Origin of the sequence: Kitasatospora sp. NPDC096128 (assembly GCF_040303105.1) — a bacterium.
Taxonomy (GTDB): domain Bacteria; phylum Actinomycetota; class Actinomycetes; order Streptomycetales; family Streptomycetaceae; genus Kitasatospora.
The window spans coordinates 15,129-41,959 of record NZ_JBEOSP010000037.1 but is presented as its reverse complement, the minus strand read 5'-3'; the positions used below and the strand labels follow the sequence as shown (position 1 = coordinate 41,959).

28 protein-coding genes are annotated in these 26,831 nt (G+C 72.3%); 11 read left to right on the top strand and 17 right to left on the bottom strand.

All coding sequences use genetic code 11. The features are described 5' to 3' along the window. Positions 1–57: 57 nt before the first annotated feature. The 3 genes from ABTY61_RS31970 to ABTY61_RS31960 all read right to left on the bottom strand — a co-directional run bounded on the left by ABTY61_RS31970 (position 58) and on the right by ABTY61_RS31960 (position 2,793). Positions 58–747 (bottom strand): dienelactone hydrolase family protein, encoded by a 690-nt coding sequence (locus ABTY61_RS31970; protein WP_350508619.1) that lies wholly within the window; start codon positions 745–747, stop codon positions 58–60. An 85-nt stretch (positions 748–832) separates the two neighbouring features. Continuing rightward, entirely contained in the window at positions 833–1,162 is a 330-nt protein-coding gene (locus tag ABTY61_RS31965; protein ID WP_350508618.1) for a hypothetical protein, read from the bottom strand. Positions 1,163–1,362: 200 nt separating this feature from the next. Next, on the bottom strand, positions 1,363–2,793 hold the full coding sequence (locus tag ABTY61_RS31960; RefSeq protein ID WP_350508617.1) for a serine/threonine-protein kinase: 1,431 nt from the start codon (positions 2,791–2,793) through the stop codon (positions 1,363–1,365). Between the two features lie 346 nt (positions 2,794–3,139). Here ABTY61_RS31960 and ABTY61_RS31955 point away from each other — a divergent pair, with 346 nt between their 5' ends. Further along, positions 3,140–3,778, top strand: coding sequence for a DUF6215 domain-containing protein (locus ABTY61_RS31955; RefSeq protein ID WP_350508616.1), 639 nt, complete (start codon positions 3,140–3,142; stop codon positions 3,776–3,778). Between the two features lie 184 nt (positions 3,779–3,962). Next, positions 3,963–5,462 (top strand): outer membrane protein assembly factor BamB family protein, encoded by a 1,500-nt coding sequence (locus tag ABTY61_RS31950; RefSeq protein ID WP_350508615.1) that lies wholly within the window; start codon positions 3,963–3,965, stop codon positions 5,460–5,462. 78 nt (positions 5,463–5,540) lie between these two features. Here ABTY61_RS31950 and ABTY61_RS31945 read toward each other — a convergent pair whose 3' ends face one another. Continuing rightward, positions 5,541–6,245: a class I SAM-dependent methyltransferase gene (locus ABTY61_RS31945; RefSeq protein ID WP_350508614.1), complete on the bottom strand. Its 705-nt coding sequence runs from the start codon at positions 6,243–6,245 to the stop codon at positions 5,541–5,543. A gap of 107 nt (positions 6,246–6,352) precedes the next feature. Then, on the bottom strand, positions 6,353–6,886 hold the full coding sequence (locus ABTY61_RS31940) for a DUF6879 family protein (protein ID WP_350508613.1): 534 nt from the start codon (positions 6,884–6,886) through the stop codon (positions 6,353–6,355). Between the two features lie 318 nt (positions 6,887–7,204). Between ABTY61_RS31940 and ABTY61_RS31935 the strand changes: the two genes are divergently transcribed. Continuing rightward, positions 7,205–7,336, top strand: coding sequence for a hypothetical protein (locus tag ABTY61_RS31935; protein WP_350508612.1), 132 nt, complete (start codon positions 7,205–7,207; stop codon positions 7,334–7,336). Between the two features lie 40 nt (positions 7,337–7,376). Here the strand turns inward: ABTY61_RS31935 and ABTY61_RS31930 are convergent, their stop codons facing one another. From ABTY61_RS31930 to ABTY61_RS31920, 3 genes are read right to left on the bottom strand one after another with little or no spacing between them, the layout of a single operon-like run. Then, complete coding sequence (locus tag ABTY61_RS31930) at positions 7,377–7,601, bottom strand: DUF397 domain-containing protein (protein WP_350508611.1); 225 nt, start codon at positions 7,599–7,601, stop codon at positions 7,377–7,379. 58 nt (positions 7,602–7,659) lie between these two features. Next, a complete protein-coding gene (locus ABTY61_RS31925; RefSeq protein WP_350508610.1) occupies positions 7,660–7,893 on the bottom strand; it encodes a DUF397 domain-containing protein in 234 nt (77 codons plus the stop codon). Continuing rightward, on the bottom strand, positions 7,890–8,744 hold the full coding sequence (locus ABTY61_RS31920; RefSeq protein ID WP_350508609.1) for a helix-turn-helix domain-containing protein: 855 nt from the start codon (positions 8,742–8,744) through the stop codon (positions 7,890–7,892). Before ABTY61_RS31920 ends, ABTY61_RS31925 begins: the two co-directional genes overlap by 4 nt. A 164-nt stretch (positions 8,745–8,908) precedes the next feature. On the opposite strand from ABTY61_RS31920, the gene ABTY61_RS31915 reads away from it, so the two are divergent. From ABTY61_RS31915 to ABTY61_RS31905, 3 genes are all read left to right on the top strand, one after another. Beyond that, positions 8,909–9,322, top strand: coding sequence for an ATP-binding protein (locus ABTY61_RS31915; RefSeq protein ID WP_350508608.1), 414 nt, complete (start codon positions 8,909–8,911; stop codon positions 9,320–9,322). Positions 9,323–9,363: 41 nt separating this feature from the next. Next, a complete protein-coding gene (locus ABTY61_RS31910; protein WP_350508607.1) occupies positions 9,364–10,089 on the top strand; it encodes a hypothetical protein in 726 nt (241 codons plus the stop codon). Positions 10,090–10,157: 68 nt separating this feature from the next. Then, entirely contained in the window at positions 10,158–10,967 is an 810-nt protein-coding gene (locus ABTY61_RS31905) for an alpha/beta fold hydrolase (RefSeq protein WP_350508606.1), read from the top strand. 65 nt (positions 10,968–11,032) lie between these two features. Here ABTY61_RS31905 and ABTY61_RS31900 read toward each other — a convergent pair whose 3' ends face one another. Beyond that, positions 11,033–12,022 carry an ArsR/SmtB family transcription factor gene (locus tag ABTY61_RS31900; RefSeq protein ID WP_350508605.1) on the bottom strand — a complete coding sequence of 330 codons (990 nt, stop codon included), beginning with the start codon at positions 12,020–12,022 and terminating at the stop codon, positions 11,033–11,035. A gap of 267 nt (positions 12,023–12,289) precedes the next feature. On the opposite strand from ABTY61_RS31900, the gene ABTY61_RS31895 reads away from it, so the two are divergent. Further along, positions 12,290–13,678 (top strand): alpha/beta fold hydrolase, encoded by a 1,389-nt coding sequence (locus tag ABTY61_RS31895; RefSeq protein WP_350508604.1) that lies wholly within the window; start codon positions 12,290–12,292, stop codon positions 13,676–13,678. Between the two features lie 59 nt (positions 13,679–13,737). On the opposite strand, the gene ABTY61_RS31890 is transcribed toward ABTY61_RS31895, so the two are convergent. The 3 genes from ABTY61_RS31890 to ABTY61_RS31880 all read right to left on the bottom strand — a co-directional run bounded on the left by ABTY61_RS31890 (position 13,738) and on the right by ABTY61_RS31880 (position 15,872). Further along, a complete protein-coding gene (locus tag ABTY61_RS31890; protein ID WP_350508603.1) occupies positions 13,738–14,304 on the bottom strand; it encodes a hypothetical protein in 567 nt (188 codons plus the stop codon). Further along, positions 14,292–15,434 carry a serine hydrolase domain-containing protein gene (locus ABTY61_RS31885; RefSeq protein ID WP_502895463.1) on the bottom strand — a complete coding sequence of 381 codons (1,143 nt, stop codon included), beginning with the start codon at positions 15,432–15,434 and terminating at the stop codon, positions 14,292–14,294. Before ABTY61_RS31885 ends, ABTY61_RS31890 begins: the two co-directional genes overlap by 13 nt. 111 nt (positions 15,435–15,545) lie before the next feature. Further along, complete coding sequence (locus tag ABTY61_RS31880; protein WP_350508601.1) at positions 15,546–15,872, bottom strand: YqfO family protein; 327 nt, start codon at positions 15,870–15,872, stop codon at positions 15,546–15,548. Between the two features lie 169 nt (positions 15,873–16,041). On the opposite strand from ABTY61_RS31880, the gene ABTY61_RS31875 reads away from it, so the two are divergent. Next, positions 16,042–17,418 carry a pyridoxal-phosphate dependent enzyme gene (locus tag ABTY61_RS31875; RefSeq protein ID WP_350508600.1) on the top strand — a complete coding sequence of 459 codons (1,377 nt, stop codon included), beginning with the start codon at positions 16,042–16,044 and terminating at the stop codon, positions 17,416–17,418. Here ABTY61_RS31875 and ABTY61_RS31870 read toward each other — a convergent pair. After that, on the bottom strand, positions 17,415–18,251 hold the full coding sequence (locus ABTY61_RS31870) for a TetR/AcrR family transcriptional regulator (RefSeq protein WP_350508599.1): 837 nt from the start codon (positions 18,249–18,251) through the stop codon (positions 17,415–17,417). The genes ABTY61_RS31875 and ABTY61_RS31870 overlap by 4 nt on opposite strands. A gap of 99 nt (positions 18,252–18,350) precedes the next feature. On the opposite strand from ABTY61_RS31870, the gene ABTY61_RS31865 reads away from it, so the two are divergent. The 3 genes from ABTY61_RS31865 to ABTY61_RS31855 all read left to right on the top strand — a co-directional run bounded on the left by ABTY61_RS31865 (position 18,351) and on the right by ABTY61_RS31855 (position 21,355). Beyond that, positions 18,351–19,382 carry an ATP-binding cassette domain-containing protein gene (locus tag ABTY61_RS31865; protein ID WP_502895462.1) on the top strand — a complete coding sequence of 344 codons (1,032 nt, stop codon included), beginning with the start codon at positions 18,351–18,353 and terminating at the stop codon, positions 19,380–19,382. Continuing rightward, a complete protein-coding gene (locus ABTY61_RS31860; protein WP_350508598.1) occupies positions 19,382–20,215 on the top strand; it encodes an ABC transporter permease in 834 nt (277 codons plus the stop codon). Before ABTY61_RS31865 ends, ABTY61_RS31860 begins: the two co-directional genes overlap by 1 nt. 153 nt (positions 20,216–20,368) lie before the next feature. Continuing rightward, a complete protein-coding gene (locus ABTY61_RS31855; RefSeq protein ID WP_350508597.1) occupies positions 20,369–21,355 on the top strand; it encodes an aldo/keto reductase in 987 nt (328 codons plus the stop codon). A 56-nt stretch (positions 21,356–21,411) separates the two neighbouring features. Here the strand turns inward: ABTY61_RS31855 and ABTY61_RS31850 are convergent, their stop codons facing one another. From ABTY61_RS31850 to ABTY61_RS31835, 4 genes are all read right to left on the bottom strand, one after another. Then, positions 21,412–24,504 (bottom strand): hypothetical protein, encoded by a 3,093-nt coding sequence (locus ABTY61_RS31850; RefSeq protein ID WP_350508596.1) that lies wholly within the window; start codon positions 24,502–24,504, stop codon positions 21,412–21,414. A 169-nt stretch (positions 24,505–24,673) separates the two neighbouring features. Then, positions 24,674–25,546, bottom strand: coding sequence for a hypothetical protein (locus ABTY61_RS31845; protein ID WP_350508595.1), 873 nt, complete (start codon positions 25,544–25,546; stop codon positions 24,674–24,676). 254 nt (positions 25,547–25,800) lie between these two features. Continuing rightward, positions 25,801–26,100 (bottom strand): helix-turn-helix transcriptional regulator, encoded by a 300-nt coding sequence (locus ABTY61_RS31840; protein ID WP_350508594.1) that lies wholly within the window; start codon positions 26,098–26,100, stop codon positions 25,801–25,803. Then, positions 26,097–26,798 carry a hypothetical protein gene (locus ABTY61_RS31835; protein ID WP_350508593.1) on the bottom strand — a complete coding sequence of 234 codons (702 nt, stop codon included), beginning with the start codon at positions 26,796–26,798 and terminating at the stop codon, positions 26,097–26,099. The genes ABTY61_RS31840 and ABTY61_RS31835 overlap by 4 nt, the downstream gene beginning before the upstream one ends. Positions 26,799–26,831: the final 33 nt, after the last annotated feature.

Here is a 26,831-nt window from a genome sequence, read left to right as displayed (position 1 = left end):
CGCCCCGGCCGCCCCTGGCCCCGCCCCCCCCCCACACGCCGGGAGCCCGCCCCGGGGCTACGCCCGGGCCGGCAGTCGGGTGCAGACCGCCCCCGTCGCCAGCGGCGCGTCCCCGGCGCCCAGCGCGGCCAGGGTGAAGTCCGTGGTCAGCGCGTTGATGTCGGCGCTCTGCCGGACCAGGTAGTGGCTGCCGCCGGGCACCTCGTACCGCGCGAGGTCGGGCGCGACCGGCCGGGCGCGCAGCGCGTACTCCAGGGACTGGGCCGCGTTGGCCGCACTGTGGTCGGCGGTGCCGTGCACGATCAGCACCCGCCGTCCGGCCAGCTGGTCGACCCGGTCGCCGGTGGGCAGCCAGGGGGCGATCCCGGCCACCCCGACGACGTTCGGGTGGCCCGCGCACCAGAACGCGGCCCGCCCGCCGAGCGAGTTGCCGATGAGCACCACCGGCGCGCCCGGGTAGCGGCGGTCGAGTTCGTCGAGTGCCCAGCGGGTGTCGACCGCGGTGTCGGCGTCGGCGCCGTTCCAGCCGCTGTGGCGGTAGCGCAGCAGGTGCACCGCCACCCCGTGCGGGCGGCCGCGGTCGGTGAGTTCGATGGCGAGCCCCTGCAGGCCGAGTTCGGCGATCCGCAGTGGTCCGAGCTTGCTCCGGATGAACCCGCCGGGCAGCAGCAGGGCGACGCCGGAGACCGGTCCGTCGCCCTCCCACGGGGTGAGCTGTGCGGTGTGCGGGCGCTGCGCTCGGAACACGCCGGTCCTTCCTGGGGGGCAGTCGGGGGGGAAGACGGTCGGGGGGTGACGGTCGGGGCTGGTGTCCGGAGGGGACAGCCGGATTCTACGGTTCCGGCAGCGGGTCGCGGTGCGTGAGGAGGGGCCACAGGATCCAGCCGCTCACCCGGGTGCGGGCGACCATGACCTTCGCCCAGCGGGCGCCGAGCGGCGAGGTCCAGGTGTCCACGACCTCGACCCGGTCGCCGGAGCGGGCCAGCCCGATCACGGTGTCGCCGCCGAAGTGGTCCCTCCGGACGTTGGCCGCGTTGGCCGTCACCTCCCACCATCCGGCCCCGACCCGGGGTGCCCGCTGCTCGCCCGGGGTGACGGCCGCCGGGACCAGCAGGATGGTGAAGGAGAGGGCCGCCGCGGTGGCCCGGCCGATCACCGCCACGGCGACCTCGGGGCGGCACTGTGCTCGGGGCGTGAGGAAGCTGTGGACGGCGCGGGGATCATGTAGAGCAGAACGAGCGGCCGTGCGTGCGCGTACGGTCGGGTGCCGAGGCTCACCCGGTCGAGTGAGCGCAGACGGTGATGCTGTGACGGACCACGTTTGTTGCCTCGTCAACTCCACTCGAAGGGAATGAAGTTGGTCTAGTCGCGGCCCCGGTGACCGCCCTCGGGGCCCGGGCCGTTCCGCTCGGCCGCCCGGGAGCGACCGGCGAGCAGCTCCTGCATGCTCGGGAGTCGCCGCCGCTGCTGCGCGGGCGGGGCGATCGACTGCTGCCGGGGCTCCTGGGCCGGGCCGAGCCCGGCCTTGGCGACCGCGTCCGCCAGGAAGTCCGAGGCCTGCCGCCGGGCGTTGTCCATGCTGCGCCGCAGCTGCTCGGCGTCGCCGCGCAGCTTGTCGGCCTGACGACTCAGCAGGTCGTCGCGCTGCTCGGTCTCGCCGAGCTGCTGGAGGCTGGCCGCGGCCCGGGCGGCGGACTCCCGTTCGAGCTGCTCGCCGCGGGCCCGGGCGTCCGCGATGATCTGCTGCGCCGCGGACTCGGTGCGGGTCCGGATGTCGGTCACGTCCTGCTCGGCCTGGCGGCGGAGGAAGGCGGCCTCGGCCTCGAACTGCTCGCGGAGCCGGGCGACTTCCGTGCGGGCCCGGTCGAGCAGGGCGTCCGCCTCCTGGCGGCGGGCCAGGACGTACGGGTCCGGCTCGGCGGTGTGGGAGTCCAGGAGGGTGGGCCGGTGCAAGGCGGCCCCGAGCGGTTCGGCGATCCGGCGCAGCCGTTCGGCGACGCCGTCGGCGTCGGCCGGGCGGTGGTCCGGGTCCTTGGCGAGCAGGCCGAGCACCAGGGCGTCGAGTTCGGCCGGCAGCCCGGGCCGCAGGGCGCTCGGGGCGGTCGGCGGGACCTCGCCGTGCCGGCGGATCAGCTCGTACAGGGTGCCGCTGAACGGCGTGCGGCCGGTGAGGAGTTCGTGCAGCAGGCAGCCGAAGGCGTAGAGGTCGGAGCGGGCGTCGAGGGCGCGGTTCTCGAAGCGTTCGGGGGCCATGTAGGCGGGCGTGCCGACGATCACGTTGGTGCTGGTCACGCCGTCGTCGGCAGTGCCGGTGCGGGCGATGCCGAAGTCGACCACCTTGACCGTTCCGGCGGACTGGACCATCACATTGGCCGGTTTGACGTCCCGGTGGACGACCCCGGCCCGGTGCGCGGTGGCCAGTGCTCCGGCGATCTGGGTGGCCCAGTCGAGCGCCCGGAGCAGCGGCGGCGGCCCGTCGGCCAGGTGGTGGCTGAGCGGGGCGCCGTCGAGCAGCTCCATGACCAGGAAGAACAGCGGGCGTTCGGCGGTGCGGTGCTGCCCGAAGTCGTGCACGGTGACGATCGACGGGTGGTTGAGCGCGCCGGCCGTGGCCACCTCACGGGCGAACCGGGCGGCGTCCTTGGAGGAGCCGGTGGCGCCGGGGAGCATCACCTTGACGGCGACGAGGCGTCGGATGCGCGCGTCGCGGGCCTTCCAGACCGCGCCGAAGGCGCCCTCGCCGATCTGCTCGACCAGTTCGTACCGCCCGTCGAGTACCTCGCCCGGCTGCATCCCCCGCCCCTTCCGCGATCCGGTGCCTGCGCCCCGGTCCGCTTCAACCTACCCCGGGGGCGCGGCCGTTCGTCACCCTCCTCGGCGGGACAGCGGGACAGCGGGACAGCGGGACGGCGGGACGGCGGTCGAGGTCGCGAGGAGCCGGGCCGGCCTCCCGGCCTCGGCGGGCCGGGGAAATGCCGGTGCGGGCGGGCGCGGGCGGGGATAGGGTCCGCCGGTGACTGGTGATCGTGGGGGAATCGTGGAGACCGGCGCCGCCGAGCCCGGGCCGGAGCCGGACATACAGGCGGAGCCCGGGGCGGAGCCGGAGCCCGGGCCCGAAGCCGGCGGGCGGGGGCCGCGGGTGGGTTTGCAGGCCGCCCTCGCGGTCGTCCTGGTGGGGGCGCTGTTCGCCGGCCTCTGGTACCTGACCGGGGACGGCCGCGGCCTCGGGCCGAACAACGCGCCCGCGAAGTGCACTCCGGCGAAGCCGACGGACTCGGCCGAGTACCCGGCGCTGTGCGCCGCGCTCAACCGTGCCGACCTGCCGGCGCTGATGGGCCTGCCGAAGGAGCGGGTGCTGGTGGCCCAGCCCGGGATGACGCTGGGCGGTGGGCTGGGCCTGGACAAGGACAGCTACGGAGCGGCGGAGGTGCAGTTCAGCGAGCTCTACGTCCAGCTCGCGGACAGCACGGACGTCGACGTGGACGACTACGCCCGGCTCTACCCGTCGGCGGATCCGCGCGCACCCGTCCTCGGCCACAAGGCGCTGTTCTACCGCGCCCCCACGATGACGCTGTCCTTCTCCCTCGGCGGCGGCAAGTCCACGACGGGCGCCGGCGCCCCCGCCCACGCGCTCGCCGTCGCGAAGAACCCGGGCGGGACCGGCGGCAGCTTCGAGCTCAGTGTCTGGCGCAAGGACTCCCTGCCGATCGACGACGCCGCCCTCTACCGCCTCGCCGAGGCGGTGCTGCCGGGCCTCCCGGGCTGGGCGGCGGGCTGACGCGCGGCTGCGGCGTGCGGGGCTGCTGGGCGTGATTCGTAACGATCGCGCCGGTCAGGGCCTCCCATGTGCAGGGGAGGACGGGGTTTTCCCTGCTCTTTGTTTAGGATCTTGTCCCGTTCTGCGACGATCCGATGATCGTCGCCCTACTGCGGGGGCGGCGCTTCGCAGGGGAGAGACGGGCATGGCCGAGGGGCCCGAGGACAGCGTCGTCCGGGCGAGGACGAGGTGGCTCGCCGGACTCGCCAAGCACAAGGAGACCGGGCCGGTGGTGGCCGGCGGTGTGCTGGGAGCCCTGTTCGCGAGCATGGGCCTGGCCGTGCTGCTGGGCCCCGCGAACGGGTTCGGCGGTGCCAGCCTCCGGTACATGGGTGCCATCAGCATCCTCGGCCTGCTGCCCTGCGGCGCCGGCTTCGTCTGGGCGCTGATCCACCCCAGGCGCGGGCTCCCCGCGGCGGCCGTCGGCACCGTGCTGGGGCTGGGGATCTTCCTCGGCTTCGCCGGGGACGGCCTCAACGACTCCTGGAAGGCCCCGGCGGACCACCCGTCCACCGTCCGCGCCGTCGGCAGCTGGACCAACGGGAGCCTGGTGGTGCGGGTCCGCCCCGACCAGGTGGTGGCCTACCGCAGCGGCGGCGGGTCGGTCGCCTGGCGGTGGACGCCGCCGGGCTCCGACTCCGTGTGCACGATGAGCCGGGGGATCGGAGCGGGCGGCATCGCTCTGGTCGGGCACGCGCCGCGCGGCAGGCCCTGTGCGGCGGTGACGTCGCTGGACCTCGCGGACGGCGAGCAGGGCTGGACCGCCACCGTGAACGCGCCCGCCCGGGACGGGGACGGCGCGGACTCCGACCTCGTCGCGGTGGCGGGTGCCCAGGCCGTGCTGCAGGGCACCGACGGCTGGCGGGCCGTGCGGCTGACCGACGGCCGGGAGCTGTGGCGCAGCGCGCCCGACGCCGGGTGCACCCCGATCGAGGTCGCGGGCGGGGACCAGGACGTGGTGACGGCCGCGGAGTGCGGTGACGGGACGGCGGTCGTGCGCACCGTGGCGCCCGGGGACGGGCAGGGACGGACGCGGACCGCCATGCCGGCCGAGGGCGGGCTCAAGAACTTCATGGTGGTGTCCGTCGACCCGCTCGCGGTCTGGGTCGACGCCCAGGCCGAGCACGGCACCCACGCGGTGCTCAGCTTCGACCGGGCGGGCCGGCAGCGGGCCGCGATAGCGGTCTCCGGCGATGAGTACGACCTCGACGTGATGCTGGGCGGTGTCCACGCCTTCGACGAGTTCACCGCCCGCCCGCTGCTCGGCGGGGTGGTGGTCGGAGACCTGTTCATCGTGCCGGGGGAGAGGCAGGGCGACGTCAGCATCAGCGGCGGCCCGCACCCGAGCCGCACCGCCACCGGGCGGCTGGTCGCCTACTCCCTCGCGGACGGCACCAGGCAGTGGACGGCGGGCCTGGACGACCAGGTGACGGGCGTGCTGGTCGACGGGACGTCGGTGTGGGCGATGACCCGCGACAAGCTGACCCGGATCGACTCCGCGACCGGCCGGCGCAGCCGCGAGCTGGACGTCAACGACACCGCCTCGCTGTACCCGGTGGACCTCTCGGCGGCGGGCCGGGAGCAGTTCACGGTCGTCGCCGAGGACGGGACCAGGGACGAGCCGCCGGTCCGGGGAATGGGCTGAGGCCCGTACGGGCCCGGAGCGGCCGAGGAGTCCCGCGGACGGTGACCACCGCGCCGGAAGGGCCGCGACGAATGGTCCTCACCGGGGCCGGTAGGCCCGTAGCAGCAGTGTGTCGGCCGATCGCGGGCCCGGCGTCACCGGAGGCAGCCGGTCGACGCTGATGTCCGCGAAACCGGCCTCGTCCAGCAGCTTGGTCCAGACGTGCTCTTGGAGGACCCAACGTGGCATCGACGTCGGGGTGCCGTCCGGGGAGCGGGCCGGGATGTCGGCGTGCCGCACGTCCGGTTCGGCGGGCACTCCGCCGATGTAGTGGCCCAGGGTGGAGGCGGCGAACAACCCGCCGGGACGCAGGGCGCGGGCAGCGGCCGGGAACAGTCGGCGGGGGTCGGTGAAGTCGAGGGCTCCGAAGACCGAGTAGAGGACGTCGTACACGCCCGGGTGCGCGTCCAGGTGCTCGACCACGTCGGCGCGCAGGGTGCGCAGACGTGGGGGGAGGTCGTTGAAGAGGTCGCGGGACATTGCGTGTTGGGCGGGGGAGGCGTCGATGGCGTCGACCCGGGCCGGGGCATGGTGGGTGACGAGGTGGGCGGCGTGTCGGGCGGCGCCCGCGCCGAGGTCAGCCAGGACAAGGCCGGTGAGGTCTCCCAGGACCTCGGTGCCCGGCCCGCCGTCCTGGGCCCAGACCCAGGAGAAGGAGTCGGGGACGGTCCGGTCGGTGCGGGTGCGGCCGTAGTGGTGCCAGAGGTCTGGCGCCGCTGTTCGGGCGGGGGCGGTGGTCTTCACCCGGGCCATCCTGGTCCCCGGTGCGTCCGGGTGCAGGGGCTTCGGTGAACTTCACCCGTAGGCGTTGCGGTGGCCTCGGCCCGGCCGAGGCCACCGCAACTGGCTGGTCAGTGCGAGTCGTTGCCGGGGTGGCAGGGGCTGCAGTTCGCGGCGTCCGCCCACAAGGGCCGGTCCACGTCCCAGCCGTCGGCGGCGATGAGCTGGGCGGTGCGCAGGACGGTACCGTCCTGCTTGAACTCGACGGCCGGCACGTGGTGCAGGAACTGGCCGTCGTTGTGATTCCGGCACAACTCGGCGTAGGCGACGGTGTCCAGGATGATCGTGTGGACGCCGATGTCGACCAGCGAGCTGGGGCCCAGGCTCAGCTGCTCGGTGCGGTGGGCCATCGCGGTCAGCAGGTAGGCGTAGCCCTGTCCGAGGACGCGGGCGGCCATGACGGAGTCGTACGGGTAGTCGCGCATCAGGAGGCCGATCTGCTTGTCCCACGCCCGGTCGTCGGGGTCGTGACGGAAGCCGTCCTGCCACGCCGCGAACGCCTCGGTCTCCTTGGCCACGCTGTAGGAGTCGCGCATCTCCAAGTGGACCGCAGTGGAACGGGCGGCGGCCAGTTGCTCAGCGAACGTCGGCGCCTTCGGCGGCATCGCACGCCTTCCTCAAGATCGGCACCATCCGCGTCGGCAGCCGGACCACATCCTCTCCCGCCCTCCCCAGCATTCCCTGGTTCAGGCTGCCCTCAGCTTCACCTCCCCTGCTGCGACAGGAAGAGGGGGAAGGTCTCTCACCCTCCACGAATCACAGAGCTTTCACAGCGCACGGTCCATTCCGATGAACCGTAGTGCCATGCCAACTTCCTCTCGCAAGCCAGTTGCGTGGATTTGCTTGACGATTCATGAATGAGCGGCCACCGTCAAGAGCCCCGGAGCCCGCACCCAGCCAAGACGAACGGCGGACAGTACTCGGTGGACGAGTTCCTCGAGAACCTCCCGATGGCGAAGGCCGGTGGCGCAGGGGCGCTCCGAGGGAATCCCGTGCTGACGCCGCAGACGCGGGGCATCGCGGAGGAGATGCCCGAGTCCTCCGAGGAGGACTGAGCCCGGCCCGTCGGTGAACGGGCCGGGCCCGGGGAGCCGGTCAGGCGGTGAAGCGGGGGTCGCGGGTTTCGATGGCCTGGACGAAGGCGGTCCACTCGGCCTGGTTGAAGGCGAGGTGGGGGCGGTCGGGGTTCTTGTCGTCGCCGAGCCAGACGTCGCCGTTGTCGAAGCGGGCGATGATCACGCAACTGCCGTTGTCGTCGGCGGAGAAGGGAGACTTGACCCACTCAGCGTCGGTTGAGTTGTGGTCGTAGGGGTCGTGCATGGTCGCCTCCCGATGGCCGGTGGCCCTGCTCGCGATGTCGAGCAGGGCCACCGTCAGGTTAGGCGGTGAAGCGGGGGTCGCGGGCTTCGATGGCCTGGACGAAGGCGGTCCACTCGGCCTGGTTGAAGGCGAGGTGGGGGCGGTCGGGGTGCTTGTCGTCGCCGAGCCATACGTCGCCGTTGTCGAAGCGGGCGATGATCACGCAGTTGCCGTTGGACTCGCCGGAGAAAGGCGACTTGACCCACTCGGCGTCAGCGGGATCGTGGGAGTAGGGGTCGTGCTTGCTGATCACGTCAACTCTTCCAACTTGTGCTCAAGTGCGGTGATGGTGTCCTCCGGCGACAGCGAGTATCGCTTGAGCCGCGCAAAGGCGCGTTCGGCTCGTCGCACATTGCGTCCCGACCTACGCGGGAGCATACCGCCGACGGCTTCGACGAAGACGAAGCTCTCTTCGCCGGAGAAATGCATCAGCGTCAGGCCGGACGAGAAGATGGCTTGGCGTCCTGCGCTCAGCGGGACCATACGCAGGGTTACGTTCGACTGCTGCGCGACGTCTATGACATGACGGATCTGACCAGCCAGAATGTCGCGATCGCCGCCTACCAGGAGCGCGACCTCGCCGAAGTACGCCTCCAGGTTGATCCGGGGTTCCTCGGTCAGTCGCCGTTGGCGCAGGACTCGGATCTCTGCGGCGGCTTCGCTCTGATCGTCGCTGAGGCCGTCGAGACCGGCGGCGATCACCTCTCGCGCGTAGGCCTCAGTCTGGAGCAGGCCGGGGAAGGCGGACAGGTAGTAGTCGAGCATGTGCGTCGCATCGGCTTCGAGGCCGAGGAACTCCGCGAACGCGGCGCCGATCGTATCGGCGAACTCGTGGTCCTCCCACCAGTGTTTCGAAGGACCGTCCGTGGCGAGACGTTCGATCTCGGCGCGGTCATCCCCAGTGATCCCGCAGTGGTCCAGGTAGGTGGCCAAGTCGGCGGCGCTCACTGGTAGACGGGCTCGTTCGATCTTGCTCAGCCGGGCCGGATTCCACCCTCTCAAGCCAGCAGTGACGTCGGCCAGCGTCTTGTTGTTCTCCAGCCGCCACTGCCGCAGTTCCTCTCCGAGGCGGATGTTCCTGATCGCCGACGGGTCTGTGCCCAACGCTGCCCTCCCTTGACTGTGGGTCCAGTCTAGCGGCGTTCAAGATCAACTAATTTGTTTCTTCTTTGGACACGTTCGGGTTGCAAATTCGAATCGAACTCCCCCACACTCAACGTGACCGCACGGACACGCACATGGCGTCGTGTCGAAGCGAAGGGGCACCCATGTCCGCGTTGAGCACTCCTCTCCTCCGCACCTCCGAGCTCACCCTCACCGAGCACTCCGGCTCGGTCCGCATCGCCCGCCGCCACATCCGCGACCAGTTGAACCTCTGGGGCTACGACGGCGACAAGGTCGACGACCTGGTCCTCATCGGCTCCGAGCTCGTCACCAACGCCGTCGTCCACGCCTGCCAGGGCGACGGTGAAGTCCGGCTCTACCTCCAGGAGTTCAGCGGCGACTGCCGCCTCGAAGTGTGGGACCCGCGCTTCGACCTGCCGCTCCAGAACCGCCGCCCGCGCCGCTTCAACGAGGGCGGCCGGGGCATCCGGCTCGTCCGTGAGCTCTCGCTCGACTTCGGCGTCGTCGTCCGCCGGGGCTCGGGCAAGCGCGTCTGGGCGCGCGTCCTCCTCACCTGACCCCCCACCACCACCCCATCCCGCTAGGACGTCCACCCGCCATGCACCCCGCCGCGATCGCCTTCCGCAACCCCGCTGCCCTGCACGCCCGTTGCGACTACGGCCGCCCCCGCCGGCTCTACTTCGAGCCCGACTTCGAGACCTGCGCCGTCGTCCCCGACCCCGACAGCTGGGAGCCCCTGCCCGGCGGCTATCCCGAGCGGTTCGCCCCCGGCTACTTCACTCCCGCCGCCGGTCTGGTCGAGCTGTTCCGGCTCCCCGAATCCGTCACCGACCGCGACACCCTGGCCGCGATGGTCGACACCCTCGGGGACCCGTACCCCGTCACCCTCGGTGACACCGAGGACCCGCCCGGGCAGCCCACCACCCATGTCCTCCCCGAATCCCGTCGGCGCCCCGGTCTCCATGTCGACAACCACCAGAACCTTCCCTACGGCGAGCGCAAAAAGGCCCGGCGACGACTCTGTGTGAACCTCGGCCCCGGCCCCCGCTACCTCCTCCTCGCCGACACCGACATCCTGACCATCTGCCGCTGCGTGCAGGAACGCTACGAGGAGCACCACCCCTCCACCGACGACCTGCGCACCTATCTCGCGCTGCACCGCCCGCTGCGCCTGCTCCGCCTGCGCATCGACCCCGGTGAGGGCTGGTTCGCGCCCACCTCCTTCCTCCCGTACGACGAGTCCACGGAGGGCCTCGACCTGCCCTCCGCCACCTCCTCCTGGCTCGGCCACTGGGAGCCGCACCTCTTCGAGTCCCCGATCTGACCGATCTGTCCGTTCCGCGTGCCTGTGTCAGGCTGGTGGAGGGGCACGCCGAGGTCGGGAGACTCGTGATGGCCGAGATCAGGGTGAACGGGGTCGGGCTGCACTACGAGGCCCAAGGCGAAGGCCCCGGCGTCGTCCTGGTGCACGGCTCGTGGACCGACGGTGACTCCTGGGCCCGGGTGATGCCGGGCCTCGCCGAGTCCACCACGGTCGTCGCCTACGACCGCCGGGGCCACAGCCGCAGCGAGGACACGCTGACCCAGGGTTCGGTCCACGAGGACGCCGCCGACCTGGCCGGGCTGATCGAGGGCCTCGGGTTGGCGCCGGCCTTCGTCTGCGGGAACTCGTACGGTGCGCTGATCGCGTTGCGGCTTGCCTCCGTCCAGCCCGACCTGCTGCGAGGGGTCGCTGTGCACGAGCCGCCGGGCACCGGCATCCTGCTCACCGACCCGGAGCTGCGGCCTATTGCCGCCGCCCTCGCCGGTCGGACCGCCGCCGTCCGGGAGTTGCTGGAGCAGGCGGAGTCGGCCGCAGCGGCGGAGCTGTTCGTGGAGACGGTCGCCTTCGGCCCAGGGGCGTGGGCGCAGCTGCCCGCGCCGGTGCGGCACACCTTCGTCCGCAACGCCCCGACCTACCTGGACGAGCTGCGGGACCCGGACGCGCTGGATCTCGACCTGACCGCGCTCGGCCGCTTCAACGAGGCCGTGCTGCTCACGCAGAGCGACGACAGCCCGCCGATGTACGGCGAGGTGCTGGACATCATCGACCTCACCCTCGCGAAGGCGGAACGGCACCTCTACCAGGGCGCCGGTCACGCTCCGCACTTGTCACAGCCGGAGGAATGGGTGCGGGTGGTACTCCCGCGCGCGTTGGTGTGAGAACAGTCCGAGGGGCGCGAAGTCAGGCGCACACGCCCGCTCATGCGCCCATCGGGATGCGCTCCTCAGCGCGCCGTCACCAGCTCCTCCCCGCGCGGCGTCCGCCGGTACAGCACCTCCCGCCCGCTGCGCACCCGGCTGACCAGGCCCGAGCGGTGCAGCACCCCGAGGTGGTACGAGACCGTTCCGGCGCTGAGGAAGTGCCGGGCGGCCAGTGCCGCGGTGGTCGTCGGGTCGACCAGCGCGGCCAGCAGGTCCGCCCGGGTCGGCCCGACCAGTTGGGCCAGCGCGGGCGCGGGTGCCCGGGGCACGGGCACGGACGGCGCGATCGGGTACATCAGCGTCGGTGCCCGGTCCACGCCGTCGACCGGGTCGAGGATCACGTGGATCTCCTGGCTCACCAGCGTCGGCATCAGCAGCACCATGCGGGCCGGCAGGTTCACCTCGAACCGGCTCTCCAGCTGGATCAGCCCGTCCGCCCAGGAGAGCTGCGGTGCCAGGGAGTTGAACAGCGGGCCGGAGCCGTGCCGGGCGAGGAAGCGCCCGCGCCGGTCGATCTCGGCGTCCAGCACCGCCCGGGCGTCCGGCCAGTGCGGGGCGAGCGCCGCCTCCCAGTAACGGCCCAGCTCGTCCGCCACCCGCTCGGCGAAGTAGCGCGGGCCGCGCTCCAGGGTGCGCAGCACCACGTCCGAGAGTTGACGTCCACTCAGGTTCGCTGCCGCCAGGCCGTGCAGTGCGGTGTCCAGTTCGGCCCGCACCCGCTCCGGCGGGGTGCGGCGGACGGCCTCCAACTGCTCCGCCACCGTCGGCTCCGGGCCGGTCGGGTGGGGGGAGAGGAAGTCGGGGATGTAGCCGCCGGACTGCTCCAGGGCCAGCCCGGACAGCAACTCCAGCTTCTCCCGGCGCAGTACCCGGCGGGTCCGGCCGACCCAGGCGTACGGGCCGGTACGGGAGTTGGGGCCGCCGGCCATCAAGGTGTTGACGGCTTCGTGCAGCGGCGAGACGACGAACCGGGTACGGGCGAGCCCGGTCGAGTCGATCGTGAGCCGGATCATGCCGTCACTCCTCTGCTGAAGCGCTGAGCCGCTGAGCCGCCGAGCCGCTGAACGTCTGAACCGCCGAACGTCTGAACCGTTGAACGTTTGAGCCGATGAGCTGCTGAACTGCCGGAACGGTCGGGTTTGTCGTCCTTTCGGTCGTCAACCCTTCGACCCTGGTCGAATCCTGACACGAATGCTCGCCATCGAAGTCGCCCGGGCGCAGGCTTCTCCCGTGACCGCGTCAGCACGGACGCGGCGCGAGCGGAAGGAACCCCGACGAACATGACGAGCACGCGCGGCCGCATCGCCGCCCTGCTGGGCGCCGTCGCGGTGGTCGCCGGCACCACACTCGCCGGCCCCGCCGTCGCGGCCCCGGCCCAGCCGGACCGGCACGGCGGCGGCATCACCGGGCAGGCACCCTGCCAGGGCGCGCCCGAATTCACCTGCGGGACCATCACCGTGCCGCTCGACCACAGCGGCCGGACCCCCGGCACCCTCCAGCTCGCCGTGGCGATGACCGGCAACACCGACGCCCCCAAGGGCGACCTGCTGTTCCTCGCCGGCGGCCCCGGCCAGCCCGGCGTGCCGTTGATCCGCCGGATCGCGAGCAAGCTGGAGCCCGTCCTCAAGGACTACCGCCTGATCATGTACGACCAGCGCGGCACCGGCGAGCGGGCCCTGCAGTGCCCCGGCCTCCAGGAGGACATGGGCTCCTCCGACCTCGCCGTGCCGCGCAAGCAGTCCGTCGCCGACTGCGCCACCGCCCTCGGCCCGAATGCCCGCTACTACAGCAGCGCGGACACCGTCGGCGACATCGACCTGCTGCGCCAGGCCCTCGGCGACCACCGGCTGACCCTGGACGGCGTCTCCTACGGCACCTTCGTCGCCGAGCGCTACGCCCTCGCCCACCCGGCGCACGTGGCCCGGCTGGTGCTCGACTCGGTGGTGCCGCAGGGCGGTTACGACCCGATGGACCTGGTCGCGCTGCCCGCCACCGCCCGGGTGCTGCGCGCCGCCTGCCAGGCCACCGGCTGCACCACCGACCCGGCCGCCGACCTGGCCACCACCGTGCGGAAGTACGGCAACGGCGCGCAGATCCTGGACGCGCTCACCAGCTACGAGTTCGCCGACCCCAACTACGGCGGGGTGCCGGAAGCCCTGCACGCAGCCGCCGGCGGCAACCCGCAGAAGCTCCAGTCCTTCATCGACGACGTCCACAAGAACGACGCCGCCCCGGCCGAGCTGCTCAGCCAGGGGCTGCACGCCGCCACCCTGTGCGCGGACGGGCGCTACCCGTGGGGCTCCTCGGACACCCCGGTCGAAGGCCGGGCGGCCGCACTGGAGGAGACCCGGCAGGACCTGACGGCCGAGGAGACCTGGCCGTACGACCCGGCGACCGCGACCGGGCTGGGCTCCCTGCTGGTCTGCCTGGACTGGCCGCGCGAGCAGGTGCCGCCGCTCCCGCCGGAGCACCGCAAGCTGCCGAACGTGCCGGTGCTGCTGATCGGTGGCGACCGGGACCTCTCCACCCCGTACGAGTGGCTCTACCAGCAGGCGAAGTTGACGCACGACCCGCAGATCGTGATCGTCCCGGGGGCCGCGCACTCGGTGCAGACCCGGGCCGCGAGCCCGGTCGGGCGGCAGGCGGTCTACGACTTCCTGCTGAAGTAGCGGGTCGCGGGCCGGTGGCGGGCCGTTCCGCACAGGGGACGGAACGGCCCGCCGCTTCCTCAGAGTTCGGCCGCGCCCCAGCCGTCGTCCGGCAGGGCGCGGTCGGGCTCCGGGCAGTCGGGGTGGTCGTAGCCCCAGAGCCCGACCTTGTGCAACAGCCAGTCGTCCAGCGGCGGTTCGTCCGGGGAGATCCGGTCGACCAGGACGAACCCGACCCGGACCTCCTCGGCCGGCGCCACCTCCAGGGTGCGCTGGCCGGGGATGTTCTCGTAGGCCACGGTCTCCCAGGCGCAGCCGGCGGCGGTCAGCGAGGCGGCCAGTGCGGACTCGGTGACGCGGGTGTCGATGGTGTCCAGCTCGCCGGACGGCTGGGGGAGTTCGAGCTCTCCGTGCCAGGTCGGAAGGGAGAAGGAGCGGAGCCGGCGGCAGCGGCAGAACACCGTCCAGGCGTCGCCCCAGCCGAAGGCGTGCGGCCAGCGGGAATCCTTGTGGAGGCGACCGGCGTCCCAGGGATCGCCGTAACGGGCGGCGAGTTCGGGCAGCGAGGCGCCGTAGCGCAGATCGCTGAAGCCGCCGGTGACGGCCAGCCCGGTGAGCTGTGCCAGGAAGTCCCTCACGACAGGCATCCGCGCACCGCCTCGATCAGCCGGTTGGCCCGGGCGTCGCCGTGGCCGATCATCCGGTTCGCGACGTAGCCGAAGCCGACGCCGAACTCGTCGTCGCCGAAGGCGAACTGGCCGCCCGCGCCGTCGTTGCCGAAGCTGCGCGCGCCGAGCAGCGGACGGAAGGCGGGGGAGTCGAGCAGCAGGCCGGAGCCCCAGCGGGCGCCCATGTCGAAGCCCAGGAAGCCCTGGCCGGAGGAGAGTTCGCGCACCGCGTCGGTCACGGTGTCGGCGGAGAGCAGGCGGGGCCCGCCGTCCAGCCCGGTGGCCGCGGCCGCGTAGAGGCCGGCCAGTCCGGTGGCTGAGGCGACCGCGCCCGCGCCGGGCAGCTCGATCTCGTGCAGGGTCGGGTCGTTCCAGCCGTGCGGCACGTCCAGGCCGGGGAAGACCAGGGCGCCGTTCATGGTGACGATCCGGGTCAGCAGGTGCTCCGGCCCGGGCATCGGGCGTCGGCCGTCGGCCTCCACCAGCCTCGCCAGGCGCGGGAGTTCACTCTCCGGCAGGCCGATCCACAGCGGCAGGCCGAGCGGCTCGGCGATCTCCTCGCGCAGGAACCCGCCCGGGGTCAGGCCGGTGATCCGGCGGATCACCTCGCCGACCGCGAAGCCGAGCACATGGCCGTGGTACTCGTAGGCCGTGCCCGGCTCCCAGAGCGGCTGCTGGGCCTCGATCGCGCGGATCACCGGATCCCAGGCGGCGACCTCCTCGAAGGGGAGCGCCGCGTCCAGCGCCGGGATGCCGGCCCGGTGGCCGAGGATCATCCGGGTGGTGACGTCCTGCTTACCGTGGCGCGCGAACTCGGGCCAGTAGCGGGCGATCGGGGCGTCCAGGTCGAGCCGGCCCCGCTGGGCGAGCAGCAGGGCGCTGACGCTCACCGCGCCCTTGGCGCAGGAGAACACCGGGACGACGGTGTCCCGCGTCCAGGCCCGGCCGGTGCGTTCGTCGGCGGTGCCGCCCCACAGCTCGACCACCTTGCGGCCGCCGACGAAGACCGTGACGGCGGAGCCGAGTTCGGGGAAGTCGGCGAAGTTCTGCGCGAAGGCGTCCGCGACGGCGCCGTAGTGTTCGTCGGCCCAGCCCTGGTTGTGCTGCACGGTGTGTGCCCGTCCTTCCCCTGCCAAGATCATCGACCGGACCACGGTACGGGGTGGATCGGGCCAGGGCGAATGGTTTTGGCCAGCTCGGGGCGGAGGGGGCGGATGGGACTAACCGGCAGCCGGGTCGTACAGCGGCAGGAAGTTGACCACCGCTTCCTCGTACGGGTGCACGGCGCGGACGGCCGCCAGTACGGCGGCGGCCTGGTCCCGCTCGCAGAAGGACTCCACGCGGCACTCCTCCGCCCGCTCGACCTCGCCTGCTCGGCCCCGGTGCGGCCGGGCGGCGGGGGAGGGCAGCCAACTGCCGGTGATCCGCCAGACGCTGGTGCAGCGGGCGTACTCGCCGGCCCGGCCCGCGCCGACGCTGTGCAGGGCCTCGACGACCTGCTCGACGTGGCTCTCCGGGACGGATATCTCGATCTTCAGGCGCGTCATGCCGGGGACTCTAGCGGGCGGTTGCGGTTCGGCTGACCGGCCGGGGTGGTGGAACGGGGCGGTGGTGGTGACGGGGGTGACGAGGGTGACCGTCCCGGGGTGGATGGCCGGCGGCGGGGGTGGGCAGGCTCGGGCGGACACGTCCGCACGCAGTGAGGGAGCTGCTGATATGACCGCAGTATACGAGTCCGTTCTGGACGCGATCGGCGGGACGCCGCTGATCCGCCTCGCCCGGCTCGGCGCCGGGATCGCCGCACCCATCTATGCCAAGGCCGAGTTCCTCAACATCGGCGGCAGTGTCAAGGACCGCGCCGCGCTGTCGATGGTCCTGGCCGCCGAGCGGGACGGGCTGCTGGAGCCGGGCGGGACGATCATCGAGGCGACCTCGGGAAACACCGGGATCGGGCTGGCCATCGTCGGGCGCCGGCGCGGCTACCGGGTGATCGCCGGGGTGTCGGACAAGTCGGCGCCGGAGAAGTCGGACATCCTGCGGGCGTACGGGGCCGAGGTAGTGCTCGCGCCGACGGCGGTCGCGCAGGAGGATCCGAAGCACCTGTTCAACGTGGTCAGGCGGCTCGCCGAGGAGATTCCCGGGGCCTGGCTCGCCAACCAGTACGACAACCTGGCCAATCCGGACGCGCATGTCCGGACCACCGGCCCGGAGATCTGGGAGCAGACCGGCGGCCGGGTGACCCACTTCGTCGCGGGCGTCGGCACCGGCGGCACCGTCACCGGCACCGGCGGGTACCTGAAGCAGGTGTCCGGCGGGTCGGTGGCCGTGGTCGGCGCGGACCCGGAGTCCTCCTCCTACGGAGGCGGGGACGGCAGTCCGTGGTTCGTCGAGAGCATCGGGCACTTCCTCCACCCCGAGACGGTCGAGGACCGCTGGCCGCAGGCCTACCGTGCGGAGGTGGTCGACTCCTTCGAGCGGATCCCGGACCGCGAGTCGCTGCTGACGGCCCGTCGGCTGGCCCGGGAGGAGGGCATCCTGGCCGGCCCCTCCTCCGGCGCTGCGGTGGCGGCCGCGCTGCGGGTGGCACGCGGGCTGGGGCCGGAGGACCTGGTCGTGGTGCTGCTGCCGGACTCGGGCCGCTCGTACCTGTCCAAGGTGCACAGCGATGCCTGGATGCGGGAGTGGGGCTTCCTGGAGGAGGAGGGGGACGGCCTGCGGGAACTGCTGGACGCGGCCGGGCCGCTGGTGGCGGTCGGCGCGGACCTGACCGTGGCCGAGGCGCTGGACGTGCTGCGGGCCGCGCCGGGCGGGGTCGCCCCGGCCGCGCTGGCGCGGGCGGCCCGCCCGTACGGGGTGAGCGCCATCGAGGTGGTCGGCTCGGTGTCCCGGGAGGTGCTGACGGCGGCGCTGGCCGACGGCGGGGCCAAGCCGGACGGCCCGGTGCGCCCGCTGCTCGGGCCGGCCCTGCCGACGGTCGGGGTCGGGCAGTCGGCGGCCGAGGCGCGGGCGGCGCTGGCGGGCGGGCGTCCGGCGGTGGTGGTGCTGGTGGACGGCCGGGCGGCTGGGGTGCTGACGCGAGCCGCCCTGGGTTAGGGCGTCCGGCGGATCTCGCCGGACAGGCTCTGACTCCCCGTGGGGGGCGCCAGTATGGCGAGGATCACCCGGTCCAGGCTGCGGTCGAAGGCCTGGTCCGGGTCGGCGGGCGGGCCGGCGGTGGCGAAGGCCTGTGCGAGGTTGGGGTAGTTGCCGCTCATCGCCGCCTGGGTGAGGTAACCGATCATCTCCGCCTGCCACTTGGCGCCCGCGGCCGCCGTCTGCTCGTACTGGGCGAACTGGCAGATGAAGCCGTTGAACATCGCCATCGCCTCCATCCGCGCCCCGCCCGGGAGGCCGGTGGGGGCGGTGACGGCGAGGAAGTAGTCGGTGTAGCGCAGGGCGTTGGGGCCGATGCCGGGGCGGGCGAGCACCAGCGCCGGCAGCCAGGGGTGGCGGCGGAAGATGGCGAGCTGGGTGTGCCCGAGGCTCGCCAGGTCGGCCCGGACGTCGCCGGTCGGCTCGGGCGGCAGCCGGTACTCGCCGGCCGCCGCGTCGAGCATCAGGTCGAGCAGGTGCTCCTTCTTCGGCACGTAGTTGTAGAGCGACATGGTGCCCGCGCCGAGCGCGGCCGCGACCCGGCGCATCGAGACGGCGTCCAGGCCCTCGGCGTCGGCGATCACGATGGCGGCCGCGGCGATGGAGTCGCGGCTGTGGGCCGGCCGGGGGCCGCGGCCGGTGCGCTCGGGGCGCAGCCAGATCAGTTCGGGGGCCTCGGGGGGCGTGGGCCGCGTGGGCTGCTGCTGGGCCTGGGCCTGGTCCTGGGGCTGGAGCTGGGGCTGATCAGGCTGTTCGGGCTGATCGGGACTGCTGGGGGACTTGCTGGACGGCACTGGAAGATCACCTCGCTCTCCCATCTTAGATACGTACGTCGTACGTAGTAGCATGGCGGCAAGCTTCTACGTACGCTGTACCTAGAGAAGGGCAGTGCCATGTCCGATACCTCCCGACCCGCCATCGAGATGGCGGGCGTCGGAAAGTGCTTCGGGGCCACCGAGGCCCTGCGCGGCCTCGACCTGACCGTCCCGGCCGGCACTGTCTGCGGCCTGCTCGGCCCCAACGGCGCCGGCAAGACCACCGCCGTACGCGTGCTCGCCACCCTGGTCGCCCCCGACCGGGGCGCCGCCCGGGTCGCCGGGTACGACGTCGTCCGGGAGGCCGAGGAGGTCCGGCGGGCGATCGGCCTGGCCGGCCAGCACGCCGCGCTGGACGAGGGCATCACCGGTCGGGACAACCTCCACCTGTTCGGCCGACTGCACCGCCTCGGGGCCCGCCGGGCCCGGGCCCGCGCCGACGAACTGCTCACCCGCTTCGGGCTCGCCGAGGCCGGCGACCGGCTGGTGCGCACCTACTCGGGCGGCATGCGCCGGCGCCTCGACCTGATCGCCAGTCTGGTCACCAGTCCGCCGGTGCTCTTCCTGGACGAGCCCACCACCGGGCTCGATCCGCGCAGCCGCCTGGAGATCTGGGGCACCGTCAAGGAGTTGGCCGCCGGCGGCACCACCGTGCTGCTCACCACCCAGTACCTGGAGGAGGCCGACCGGCTCGCCGACGACATCGTGGTGGTCGACCACGGCGCCGCGATCGCCACCGGTCCGCCGGACCGGCTCAAGGCGGCGATCGGCAGCCAGGTGTCCGTCACCCTGGCCACCGCGGAGCAACTCGCGGCCACCGCCGTGGTGTTGTCCGCCCTCTCCGGCAACGACGCGCAGGTGGACGTCGCCGAGCGGACGGTCACGGTGCTGACGGCGCCCGGGGCGTCCGTCCTCCTGCCCTCGCTGGTGCGGGAGTTGGACGGTGCCGGGGTGGTCGCCGAGGACGTCGCGGTCCGGGCGCCCTCACTCGACGACGTGTTCCTGGCGCTCACCGGGAAGCCCCGGGAGTCCGGCGTTACCGCCGAGGCCGCCGAGGCCGCCGGGTCTGCCGGGTCCGCCGGGTCCGCCGAGCTGGGGAGGGCCGCCTGATGGCCACCGTCGTGTCGCCCGTCGCGTCCACCGCTTCGCGTCCTTCGACCGGAGGTCGGCTGCTCTCCGACACCGGGACGTCGATGCTCCGCATCCTGCTCAACTACCGCCACTCGCCGGGCCTGTTGGCCGCCTCGCTGGGCGTGCCCGTGATCATGGTGGTGGTCTTCGGGTACGTCTTCGGCAGCGCCATGCAGGTGCCCGGCGGCGGGGACTACCGGGAGTTCCTGATGCCCGGACTGTTCGCCATGGTCGCCACCAACGGCATCATGCCCACCATGGTCGGCGCCGCCCGTGACGTCGGGCGCGGGGTCACCGACCGGCTGCGCTCCATGCCGGTCTCCCGCACCGGACTGCTGCTCGGGCAGAACCTCGCCGACCTGCTGGTCAGCCTCGTCGTCCTGGCCCTGCTGGCCCTGGTCGGACTGGCCGCCGGCTGGCGCGCCCGGCACGGCGTCGGCGACGCACTGGAGGCCTTCGCGCTGCTGCTGCTCTTCCGGTTCGTGATGACCTGGGTCGGCACGCTGCTCGGCCTGGCCGTCGGCAAGGAAGAGGCGGCCGCTCAACTCTCGGTCGTGGTCTTCCCGTTGGCGATGGTCACCAACGCCTACGTGCCCACCGGCGGGATGCCCGGCTGGCTGCGGGTGATCGCCGACTGGAACCCGATCAGCTCGGTGGTCGAGGCCTCCCGCGAACTGTTCGGCAACCCGGCGGCGCCCGGCTCCGCCTGGCCGATGCAGCACGCCGTGCCGGCCACGCTGCTGTGGAGCGCCGTGCTGCTGGTGCTCTGCGGGCCGCTGGCCGTACGGAAGTTCGCCACGCACGGGCGCTGAGGTCCGGGCCCGGGTCGGCGGCCGGCGGGCGGTGAGGTCCGGGCCCGGGTCGGCGACCGGCGGGCGCTGAGGTCGGCCACTCGCCGCCGGTGAACCGCCCGGTCACCGGAATGTGCTGGACACCGCGGCCGGTGTGGCCTTAGGTGGGGCGCCATGGAGTACACCCACCTCGGCCGCACCGGCCTGACCGTCTCCCGCCTCTGCCTCGGCACCATGAACTTCGGCCCCCACACCGAAGAGGCCGACGCCCACCGCCTGATGGACACCGCGCACGAGCGCGGCATCAACTTCTTCGACACCGCGAACTCCTACGGCCGCGACAGCGAGGGCAACCTCCAGGGCCGCACCGAGGAGATCATCGGCCGCTGGTTCGCCCAGGGCGGCGGCCGCCGCGAGCGCACCGTCCTCGCCACCAAGGCCTACGCGAACATGAGCGACTGGCCCAACGAGGGCAAGCTCTCCGCGCTCGCCATCCGCAAGGCCGTCGAGGCCAGCCTGCGCCGGCTCCAGACCGACCACATCGACCTCTACCAGATGCACCACATCGACCGGGACACGCCCTGGGAGGAGATCTGGCAGGCGATGGAGGTCCTGGTCGCCCAGGGCAAGATCATCTACGTCGGATCCAGCAACTTCGCCGGCTGGCACATCGCCCAGGCCCAGGAGGCCGCCCGCTCCCGGCACTTCCTCGGCCTGGTCAGCGAGCAGTCCCTCTACAACCTCCTCGACCGGGCAGTCGAACTGGAGGTCATCCCCGCCCTCCAGCACTACGGCCTCGGCCTGATCCCGTGGTCCCCGCTGCGCAGCGGCCTGCTCGGCGGTGTCCTGCGCAAGGAACGCGAGGGCACCCGCGGCCGCAGCGCCATGGGCTACGCGAGCGAACTCCTGGAGAAGCACCGCGAACAGCTCCAGGCCTACGAGGACTTCGCCGCCGAACTCGGCACCGACCCGGCCGACCTCGCGCTCGCCTGGCTGCTCTCCCGCCCGGCCGTCACCGCCCCCATCATCGGCCCCCGCACCCCGGCCCACCTCGACGCCGCCCTCGCGGCGTTCGACGTGGAACTCGACCAGAAGACCCTGGACCGCCTCGACGAACTCTTCCCCGGCCACCGCCCGGCCCCGGAGGACTACGCCTGGTAGGCGGCCGAAACCGGCCTCTGGCCAAGGTCCCGTGACCTCGGCCGGAGGCCGTACGCTCACGGCCCGACCAGCGGCAGCACGGTTCCGTCGTCGGCCAGGGCGGCTGCCAGGAGGTCCCGATGCGGAACATCATCGGTCGCGAACCCGTACCTGGTCCTCAGCAGCTCGACGAAGGCCTCGGTATCGGGAGTCCGTACGGCCGTACCCAGTCCCCAGCGTCGGCGGCCGACTGCGAGCGCTGCCGTGCGCAGGGCCGAACGCATGCCCTCCGGCGTCAGCGTCGACAGGACGACCGAGACCGACCCCTCGCTCTCCCGTTGCCGCGTGAGTGATTCCAGCCGCTCCGGAGCTACGTCGGGGGTGAGCAGACCCGCGGCACGCGCCCGGACATTGATCGAGATGTTCGTCATCGCCAGCAGCAGGTGCCAGTCCAGCCAGCCCTCGTCGCGGAGTTCGCGGAGGCCGGCGATCGTCGTGGGATCGGACAGGGCCCGCGGAAGCGTTCGGTCGATCAGAGTGGGGAAGTACGCGTAGTTGTCGCGGATCTCCGCCAGGGCGGCGGCGTGGTCGTAGCCGGGCCCGGGCCCGTTCCGGGCCCGGAGGACCTCGGCAGTGGCCGGCCGGTAGCCCGGGCCCTTCAAGGGGGCGACCCGTGCTCCGGCGGCCGTCGTGTAGTGCGACTCACCGAGGAGGGCAGCGGATTCGTCGTAGGGGCGCGCGACGTAGAGCTTGTGGTGCAATCCGTTCTCGAACGCGCGGTGCACGGTGTCCATGAATGCCCTCGGGGGACGGGCGCTGAGATGGGCGATGAGGTAGACGAGCGTCGACGCCAGTTCGTGCTCCAGGGCCGCCGGGTCGGCCGACTCGTGGTACGGGCTGAGCGTGACCGCGCAGGTGACGCCGTCGTTGCCCGGTTCGAACGAGACCACTCCGGGCCTGCCGGTGTCCACGGTGACGTCGATCCGTACGTCCTGGACCAGGAAGACGGGATCCTGCGGCACCAGTTCGACCAGCAGGACCTGTGCGGCGGCGACGAGGCGTTCGGCGGCGAGCACGGTGGCCCGGTCGTTCCGGCAGGAGACCCACCAGGTCGTTCCCAGGGCCGAGAAGGCCAGGGTGCGCCGGGGCCCGAGGTCACCGAACGGTCGCCCGGCCAACTGCTCGTCGGTGGCGGTCGTGAGTCCTTCCTCGGTGAAGGTGTAGGCCGGCCGGACGTCGTCCAGCGCCTCGGTGAGATCCCGCTCGAAGGCGGCGTCGTCCAAGGCCGAACGGAGGACCGGCAGGATCTCCGGCCGGAAGCGCTCGGCCGTCAGCAGCGGTGTGAGGGTGGCGAAGTCGACGGCTCCGAGGCCGGGGTGGGCATCCCGGTCGAAGGCCTGTTCGGCCAGGGCGGCGTGGGCCTTCACGGCGATTCCCGCGAGGGCCGTCGCATCGGTCCACATTCCGGCGGCATAGGCGTGGTCCATGGCTTCGGTGAGTGCCTCCGGTACCAGGTCGTGCAGGGACTCGTCCTCGGATGACAGGGCGATCAGCGCGGCAGCGAGTGAGTACTGCTTGGCGGCGTACACCAGACGGAGTTCCCCGTAGATCCGTCCGATGAGCCGCATCGCGAGCAGCGAGCCGCGCAGGGTGTCCCCGTGCCACCAGTTGAGCTTGACGTCGTGCAGCTCCCGGAGGGCCTGTAGGGGTCTGCCGGCGCGACGGAAGGACATGGCCCGGGCTCTCGCCCGGGCGGCGATGGCACTGTCGCCCGCGGTGGCGCCCTCGGCGGTGTCGAGTGCGTCGCGGACGGCTTCGTAGCGCGGGTCGTCCGCGAGCGACGCGGCGAGCAGTTCGAAGAGCTGGATGACGTTTCCCACCGGGAACGCCCGGGCCGTCGGCAGGAGCGCGGCGAGCTGGGCGAGGTACCCCATGGCGTCGTCGACATCGAGTGGCCGGTTCTCCGGCAGGTGCACGAGATCGATGTCCTCCTCCTCGAGCATGCGCCGGGCGATGGCGGAGGCCTCCTCCGGTGTGGGCAGGACACCCGGTTCGGGGCGCTCCACCTCGGTCCAGCGAGGATGCAGGCACAGATGCGCCGCGACGGACAGGAGCCGCACCCGTCGGATCGGTTGTGCGTCCACGTCCGTGGTGTCCAGCAGCGACCGGACGCGTTCGCGGAGTCGGAGGTTGCAGTGGCGGATCTCCTCCGGCAAGGCTGTTCCCAGCCGCCGGAGCCACGCACCGCCCCAGTACATCAACAGGATGCTCGCGTCCTCCAGGATGGACGGGAGGTCTGACGACATGGCGTGCCGAACGACCGCCCTGATGTCCTCCTCGGCCCCGTCGAGTGTGTTGAGTCCGCGGAGCACTGCGACGGCGCACTCGTACCGGGCCCGGGCCGACAGATCGTCATCGGGGCGGTCCCGGACGAACTCACGCATGTAGCCGAGCCACTCCGGAAGGTCCACCCTGGCCTCGGCGTCGAAGGTGGCATGCCGCAGGCCGTCGCGGATCTCGGAGTGCGCACCAGGGACCAGCCGCTTGAACTCGCGTTCGCGCAGCGCGGTGAGTGTCCGGGTGTACCAGTCGGGCTGGGGCTCTCCAGGGAGCTCCGGCACGAGGTTGGACGGAAGGTCGAGGAACCGCTGTGCGACCCAGAGCAGATCGCCTTCGGCCAGGAACTGGGCCACCGCGAGCCCGTCGAAGATCTCCAGACTGACACGATGGGTCTCCCGGGCGTGTTCCTGGAGGCGGTGCCGGACCGAGACCGGGATCTCGCTCACGGCGAAGAAGGCCACCCGGGCGACCCGTTCACCTCGGCCGCAGATGGACCGCAGGTCCGAGCGGATCTTGGCGTCGAGCTGGTCCTTCTGGACCGAGGCGGCGACCACGAGCGGTTCGGTCGTCGCCCGTCCGACGAATCCGCCCGCTCCGGGAAGTTCGAGCGGCAGGTTGGTGTAGTAGGACTCGGCGTCGCGCCCCTGGTCGCCCCCCGAACTCACCGGACCGGTGGCCGGGACGATGTTGCTGCTCAGCCGCCGCAGTGCGATCCGGTAGCTGATCTCCTCGAAGGTGTGGTGTTCGTTCCTGGCGGTCAGATGGTCCAGCTGGAAGCGGATGTAGCGCTCGGTCTCGATGGGGGGTGTCCTGCGGTCGTCGTCCCGCACGGGTCTTTGCCTCCGGATCTCGTTCACGTCGACGGCGGGGAGTGCGTGACGTTCGGTCAGCGGCGCCCTACTGCTGAAGGACAGCGGGCAGAGCGACCTCGAATGTGGTGTTCGGGCACGGCGGGCGCGGGAGACCGGGCTTCCCGAGCCCGCCGGGGTGCCCCGGAGGTCACACGAGGGAGTTGGCGCGTCGGTCCCACGTCTCGACCCGGGACATGGTCTCGGTGAGGAGGTCCAGGGCGGAGATGATGTCCCTGCCCGGAGCCCGGAGGTCGCGGCTCGTGGTGGTGAGCCACTCCATCGTCATCCTGAACAGCCGGAGGGTCTCCAGGCCCTCGCGCGCCGCCCGGGACATACCGATGAGCTGCAACAGGAAGTCGCGGGCCTCCGTGCCTTCCGACAGCTGCGGCGCCGTGTCGAACACGTCGAGTGACGCGTGCACGGTCGAGTCGATCCCCGGCATGCGCGAGGCGACATCCGCCGCGCAGGCCCTGAGCTCCGCGGCAGGCCGGTCGAGGGCTGTGGCGAACCGCCGAGCCACTGCGAGTGCTGCGGACGGCTGGCTGCCCTTCGCGATGGAGCGCTCCATTTCCGGCCCGAACTCCTCCGCCAGCGCGGCAATGGTGGTGACCAGACCGGTCATGCTCTCGATGCCCTGCGTCATCAGGTCCATCTCGGCCTCGACGGCGGCGAAACGGTCGGTCAGGCCCGGTGGGTCCTCGGCGTCGCCCTCGGCCCGTTCGGGTGCGGCGACGTCTTCCCGTGAGCGGAGGCCGAGCAGGATCCGGGCGGGGGTGAGCGGGGAGCACCCCTCCTGAAGACCCCGGTCCACTGCCTTCTGCAACTCCTTGCGAGCAGCCGCCAGGCCGCTGCGGGAACGCTCGAAGAGGATCGTTCGGATCGGCGAGACGTCGAACGGGAGCCGGCCGTGCTCGCCGATGTGAATGGTCAGGCGGCCGGTCGTATGACGAAGGCCGAGTTCGTACATGACATCGGCGTCTCCGCCGGTGACGTCGGCGATGACGATGTCGGACCGGAGCACGTGCCGACAGATCAGCTCCGTGATCTCACCGGCCCGCTGGATCCGTTCGGAGCGGAGCGGCTCGATCCCGAGGGCCGCGCAAGCGGGACGGATGACCTGCTCGAAGGTTTCGAGGGAGGACTCGTAGGACTCCCGGGCGGTACTGCCGACCTCGGCGTGCCGGTTCCCGATGGGACCGACGACCAAGCAGGTCAGCAGTTCTGTGGCGCCGTCCGGCCGGGGCGGCTCCGACCGGGCGATCATGGGCATCGCCATCACGAGAGGTCCTTCCAGTCGAGCCCGGGAAGTGGCGGTGCGCTCACCCAGGTGTCCAGGTCTTCTGCGTAGAGCGGGAGCTCTTCGATGCCCAGGGCGGAGAGCATGCCTGCGGTGGGCACTCGGTAGCGGCGGCCGGTGCGGACGACCGGGCAGGGGAAGGCGCCGCGCTGGATGAGGCGGTACGCGGTCTGGGTGCAGATGCCGAAGGCGCGGGAGGCGGTCCGGACGTCGACGGCCAGAGGGAGACCGAACAGCTCGGGGAAGGTCATCGCCCCAGGCGGGTGCGGGGCGGTCAACGGACCGCCTCCGTCGGGCGCAGCGGGAGCGAGCCGAGCCGTGCGCCCCGGTGCGGACGGAGCGTCCGACGGACGACGTCCCGCAGGCCGAGGTGCTCGGTGAGCTCACTGAGTCGTGCCGCTTCGAGATCCGATCGAGAGGTGAATCGCACCGGCGCCGCGAGGCCGTCGGTGCCGTCGGGGGGAGTGATCACGAGCTCCCACACGGCGTCGGTCGTCCTGGCGCCCCGGGCATCGGCGACGGCGGCGACGTCTTCGGTCGGGCGCTCGTCGGCCGGGCCGCGCGCGAAGGCCCAGCCCCTCCGGGCAGCGAACAGGAGCAAGCGGCCGCCGACATCGGGGTCGTCCGGAGAGATCTCGGCCAGCTGTTCCACGATGGCCAGCATGAGCTCGGACTCGAGGTCACGTCGGTCCGCCCGCAGTCGGCCCGAGGCCTGGCGGACGACCTTCCGGAGTCGTGGCAGCGCGAGCCAGACCACGGCCTCGACCCAGCCGGTGACGTCGGTCGAGCCGATGGCGGCCGCCAGCGCGTCGTGCTGGGCCAGCGCGACGGCCTGCCGCCAGATTTCGTGACGCAGCTCGCTGCCCGTCGGCCGCTCCCAAAGGGCCGCGTGGGCCTGAGGAAGGTCGAGGTGGGCGGTCCCTCCGCCGAACTCGATTGTGAGGACGGTCGGTCGCAGATGGGCGGCGGTGGTCACTCGCTGGTGGATGACGTCGAAGACACTGTTGTA

What these genes read in the sequence shown, in the direction of transcription:
- ABTY61_RS31960 (WP_350508617.1), bottom strand. Translation starts at nt 2,793, where the DNA reads ATGCAGCCGGGCGAGGTACTCGACGGGCGGTACGAACTGGTCGAGCAG.
- ABTY61_RS31950 (WP_350508615.1), top strand. Translation starts at nt 3,963, where the DNA reads ATGGCCGAGGGGCCCGAGGACAGCGTCGTCCGGGCGAGGACGAGGTGG.
- ABTY61_RS31940 (WP_350508613.1), bottom strand. Translation starts at nt 6,886, where the DNA reads ATGCCGCCGAAGGCGCCGACGTTCGCTGAGCAACTGGCCGCCGCCCGT.
- ABTY61_RS31930 (WP_350508611.1), bottom strand. Translation starts at nt 7,601, where the DNA reads ATGCACGACCCCTACGACCACAACTCAACCGACGCTGAGTGGGTCAAG.
- ABTY61_RS31915 (WP_350508608.1), top strand. Translation starts at nt 8,909, where the DNA reads ATGTCCGCGTTGAGCACTCCTCTCCTCCGCACCTCCGAGCTCACCCTC.
- ABTY61_RS31910 (WP_350508607.1), top strand. Translation starts at nt 9,364, where the DNA reads ATGCACCCCGCCGCGATCGCCTTCCGCAACCCCGCTGCCCTGCACGCC.
- ABTY61_RS31905 (WP_350508606.1), top strand. Translation starts at nt 10,158, where the DNA reads ATGGCCGAGATCAGGGTGAACGGGGTCGGGCTGCACTACGAGGCCCAA.
- ABTY61_RS31900 (WP_350508605.1), bottom strand. Translation starts at nt 12,022, where the DNA reads ATGATCCGGCTCACGATCGACTCGACCGGGCTCGCCCGTACCCGGTTC.
- ABTY61_RS31895 (WP_350508604.1), top strand. Translation starts at nt 12,290, where the DNA reads ATGACGAGCACGCGCGGCCGCATCGCCGCCCTGCTGGGCGCCGTCGCG.
- ABTY61_RS31890 (WP_350508603.1), bottom strand. Translation starts at nt 14,304, where the DNA reads ATGCCTGTCGTGAGGGACTTCCTGGCACAGCTCACCGGGCTGGCCGTC.
- ABTY61_RS31880 (WP_350508601.1), bottom strand. Translation starts at nt 15,872, where the DNA reads ATGACGCGCCTGAAGATCGAGATATCCGTCCCGGAGAGCCACGTCGAG.
- ABTY61_RS31875 (WP_350508600.1), top strand. Translation starts at nt 16,042, where the DNA reads ATGACCGCAGTATACGAGTCCGTTCTGGACGCGATCGGCGGGACGCCG.
- ABTY61_RS31865 (WP_502895462.1), top strand. Translation starts at nt 18,351, where the DNA reads ATGTCCGATACCTCCCGACCCGCCATCGAGATGGCGGGCGTCGGAAAG.
- ABTY61_RS31860 (WP_350508598.1), top strand. Translation starts at nt 19,382, where the DNA reads ATGGCCACCGTCGTGTCGCCCGTCGCGTCCACCGCTTCGCGTCCTTCG.
- ABTY61_RS31855 (WP_350508597.1), top strand. Translation starts at nt 20,369, where the DNA reads ATGGAGTACACCCACCTCGGCCGCACCGGCCTGACCGTCTCCCGCCTC.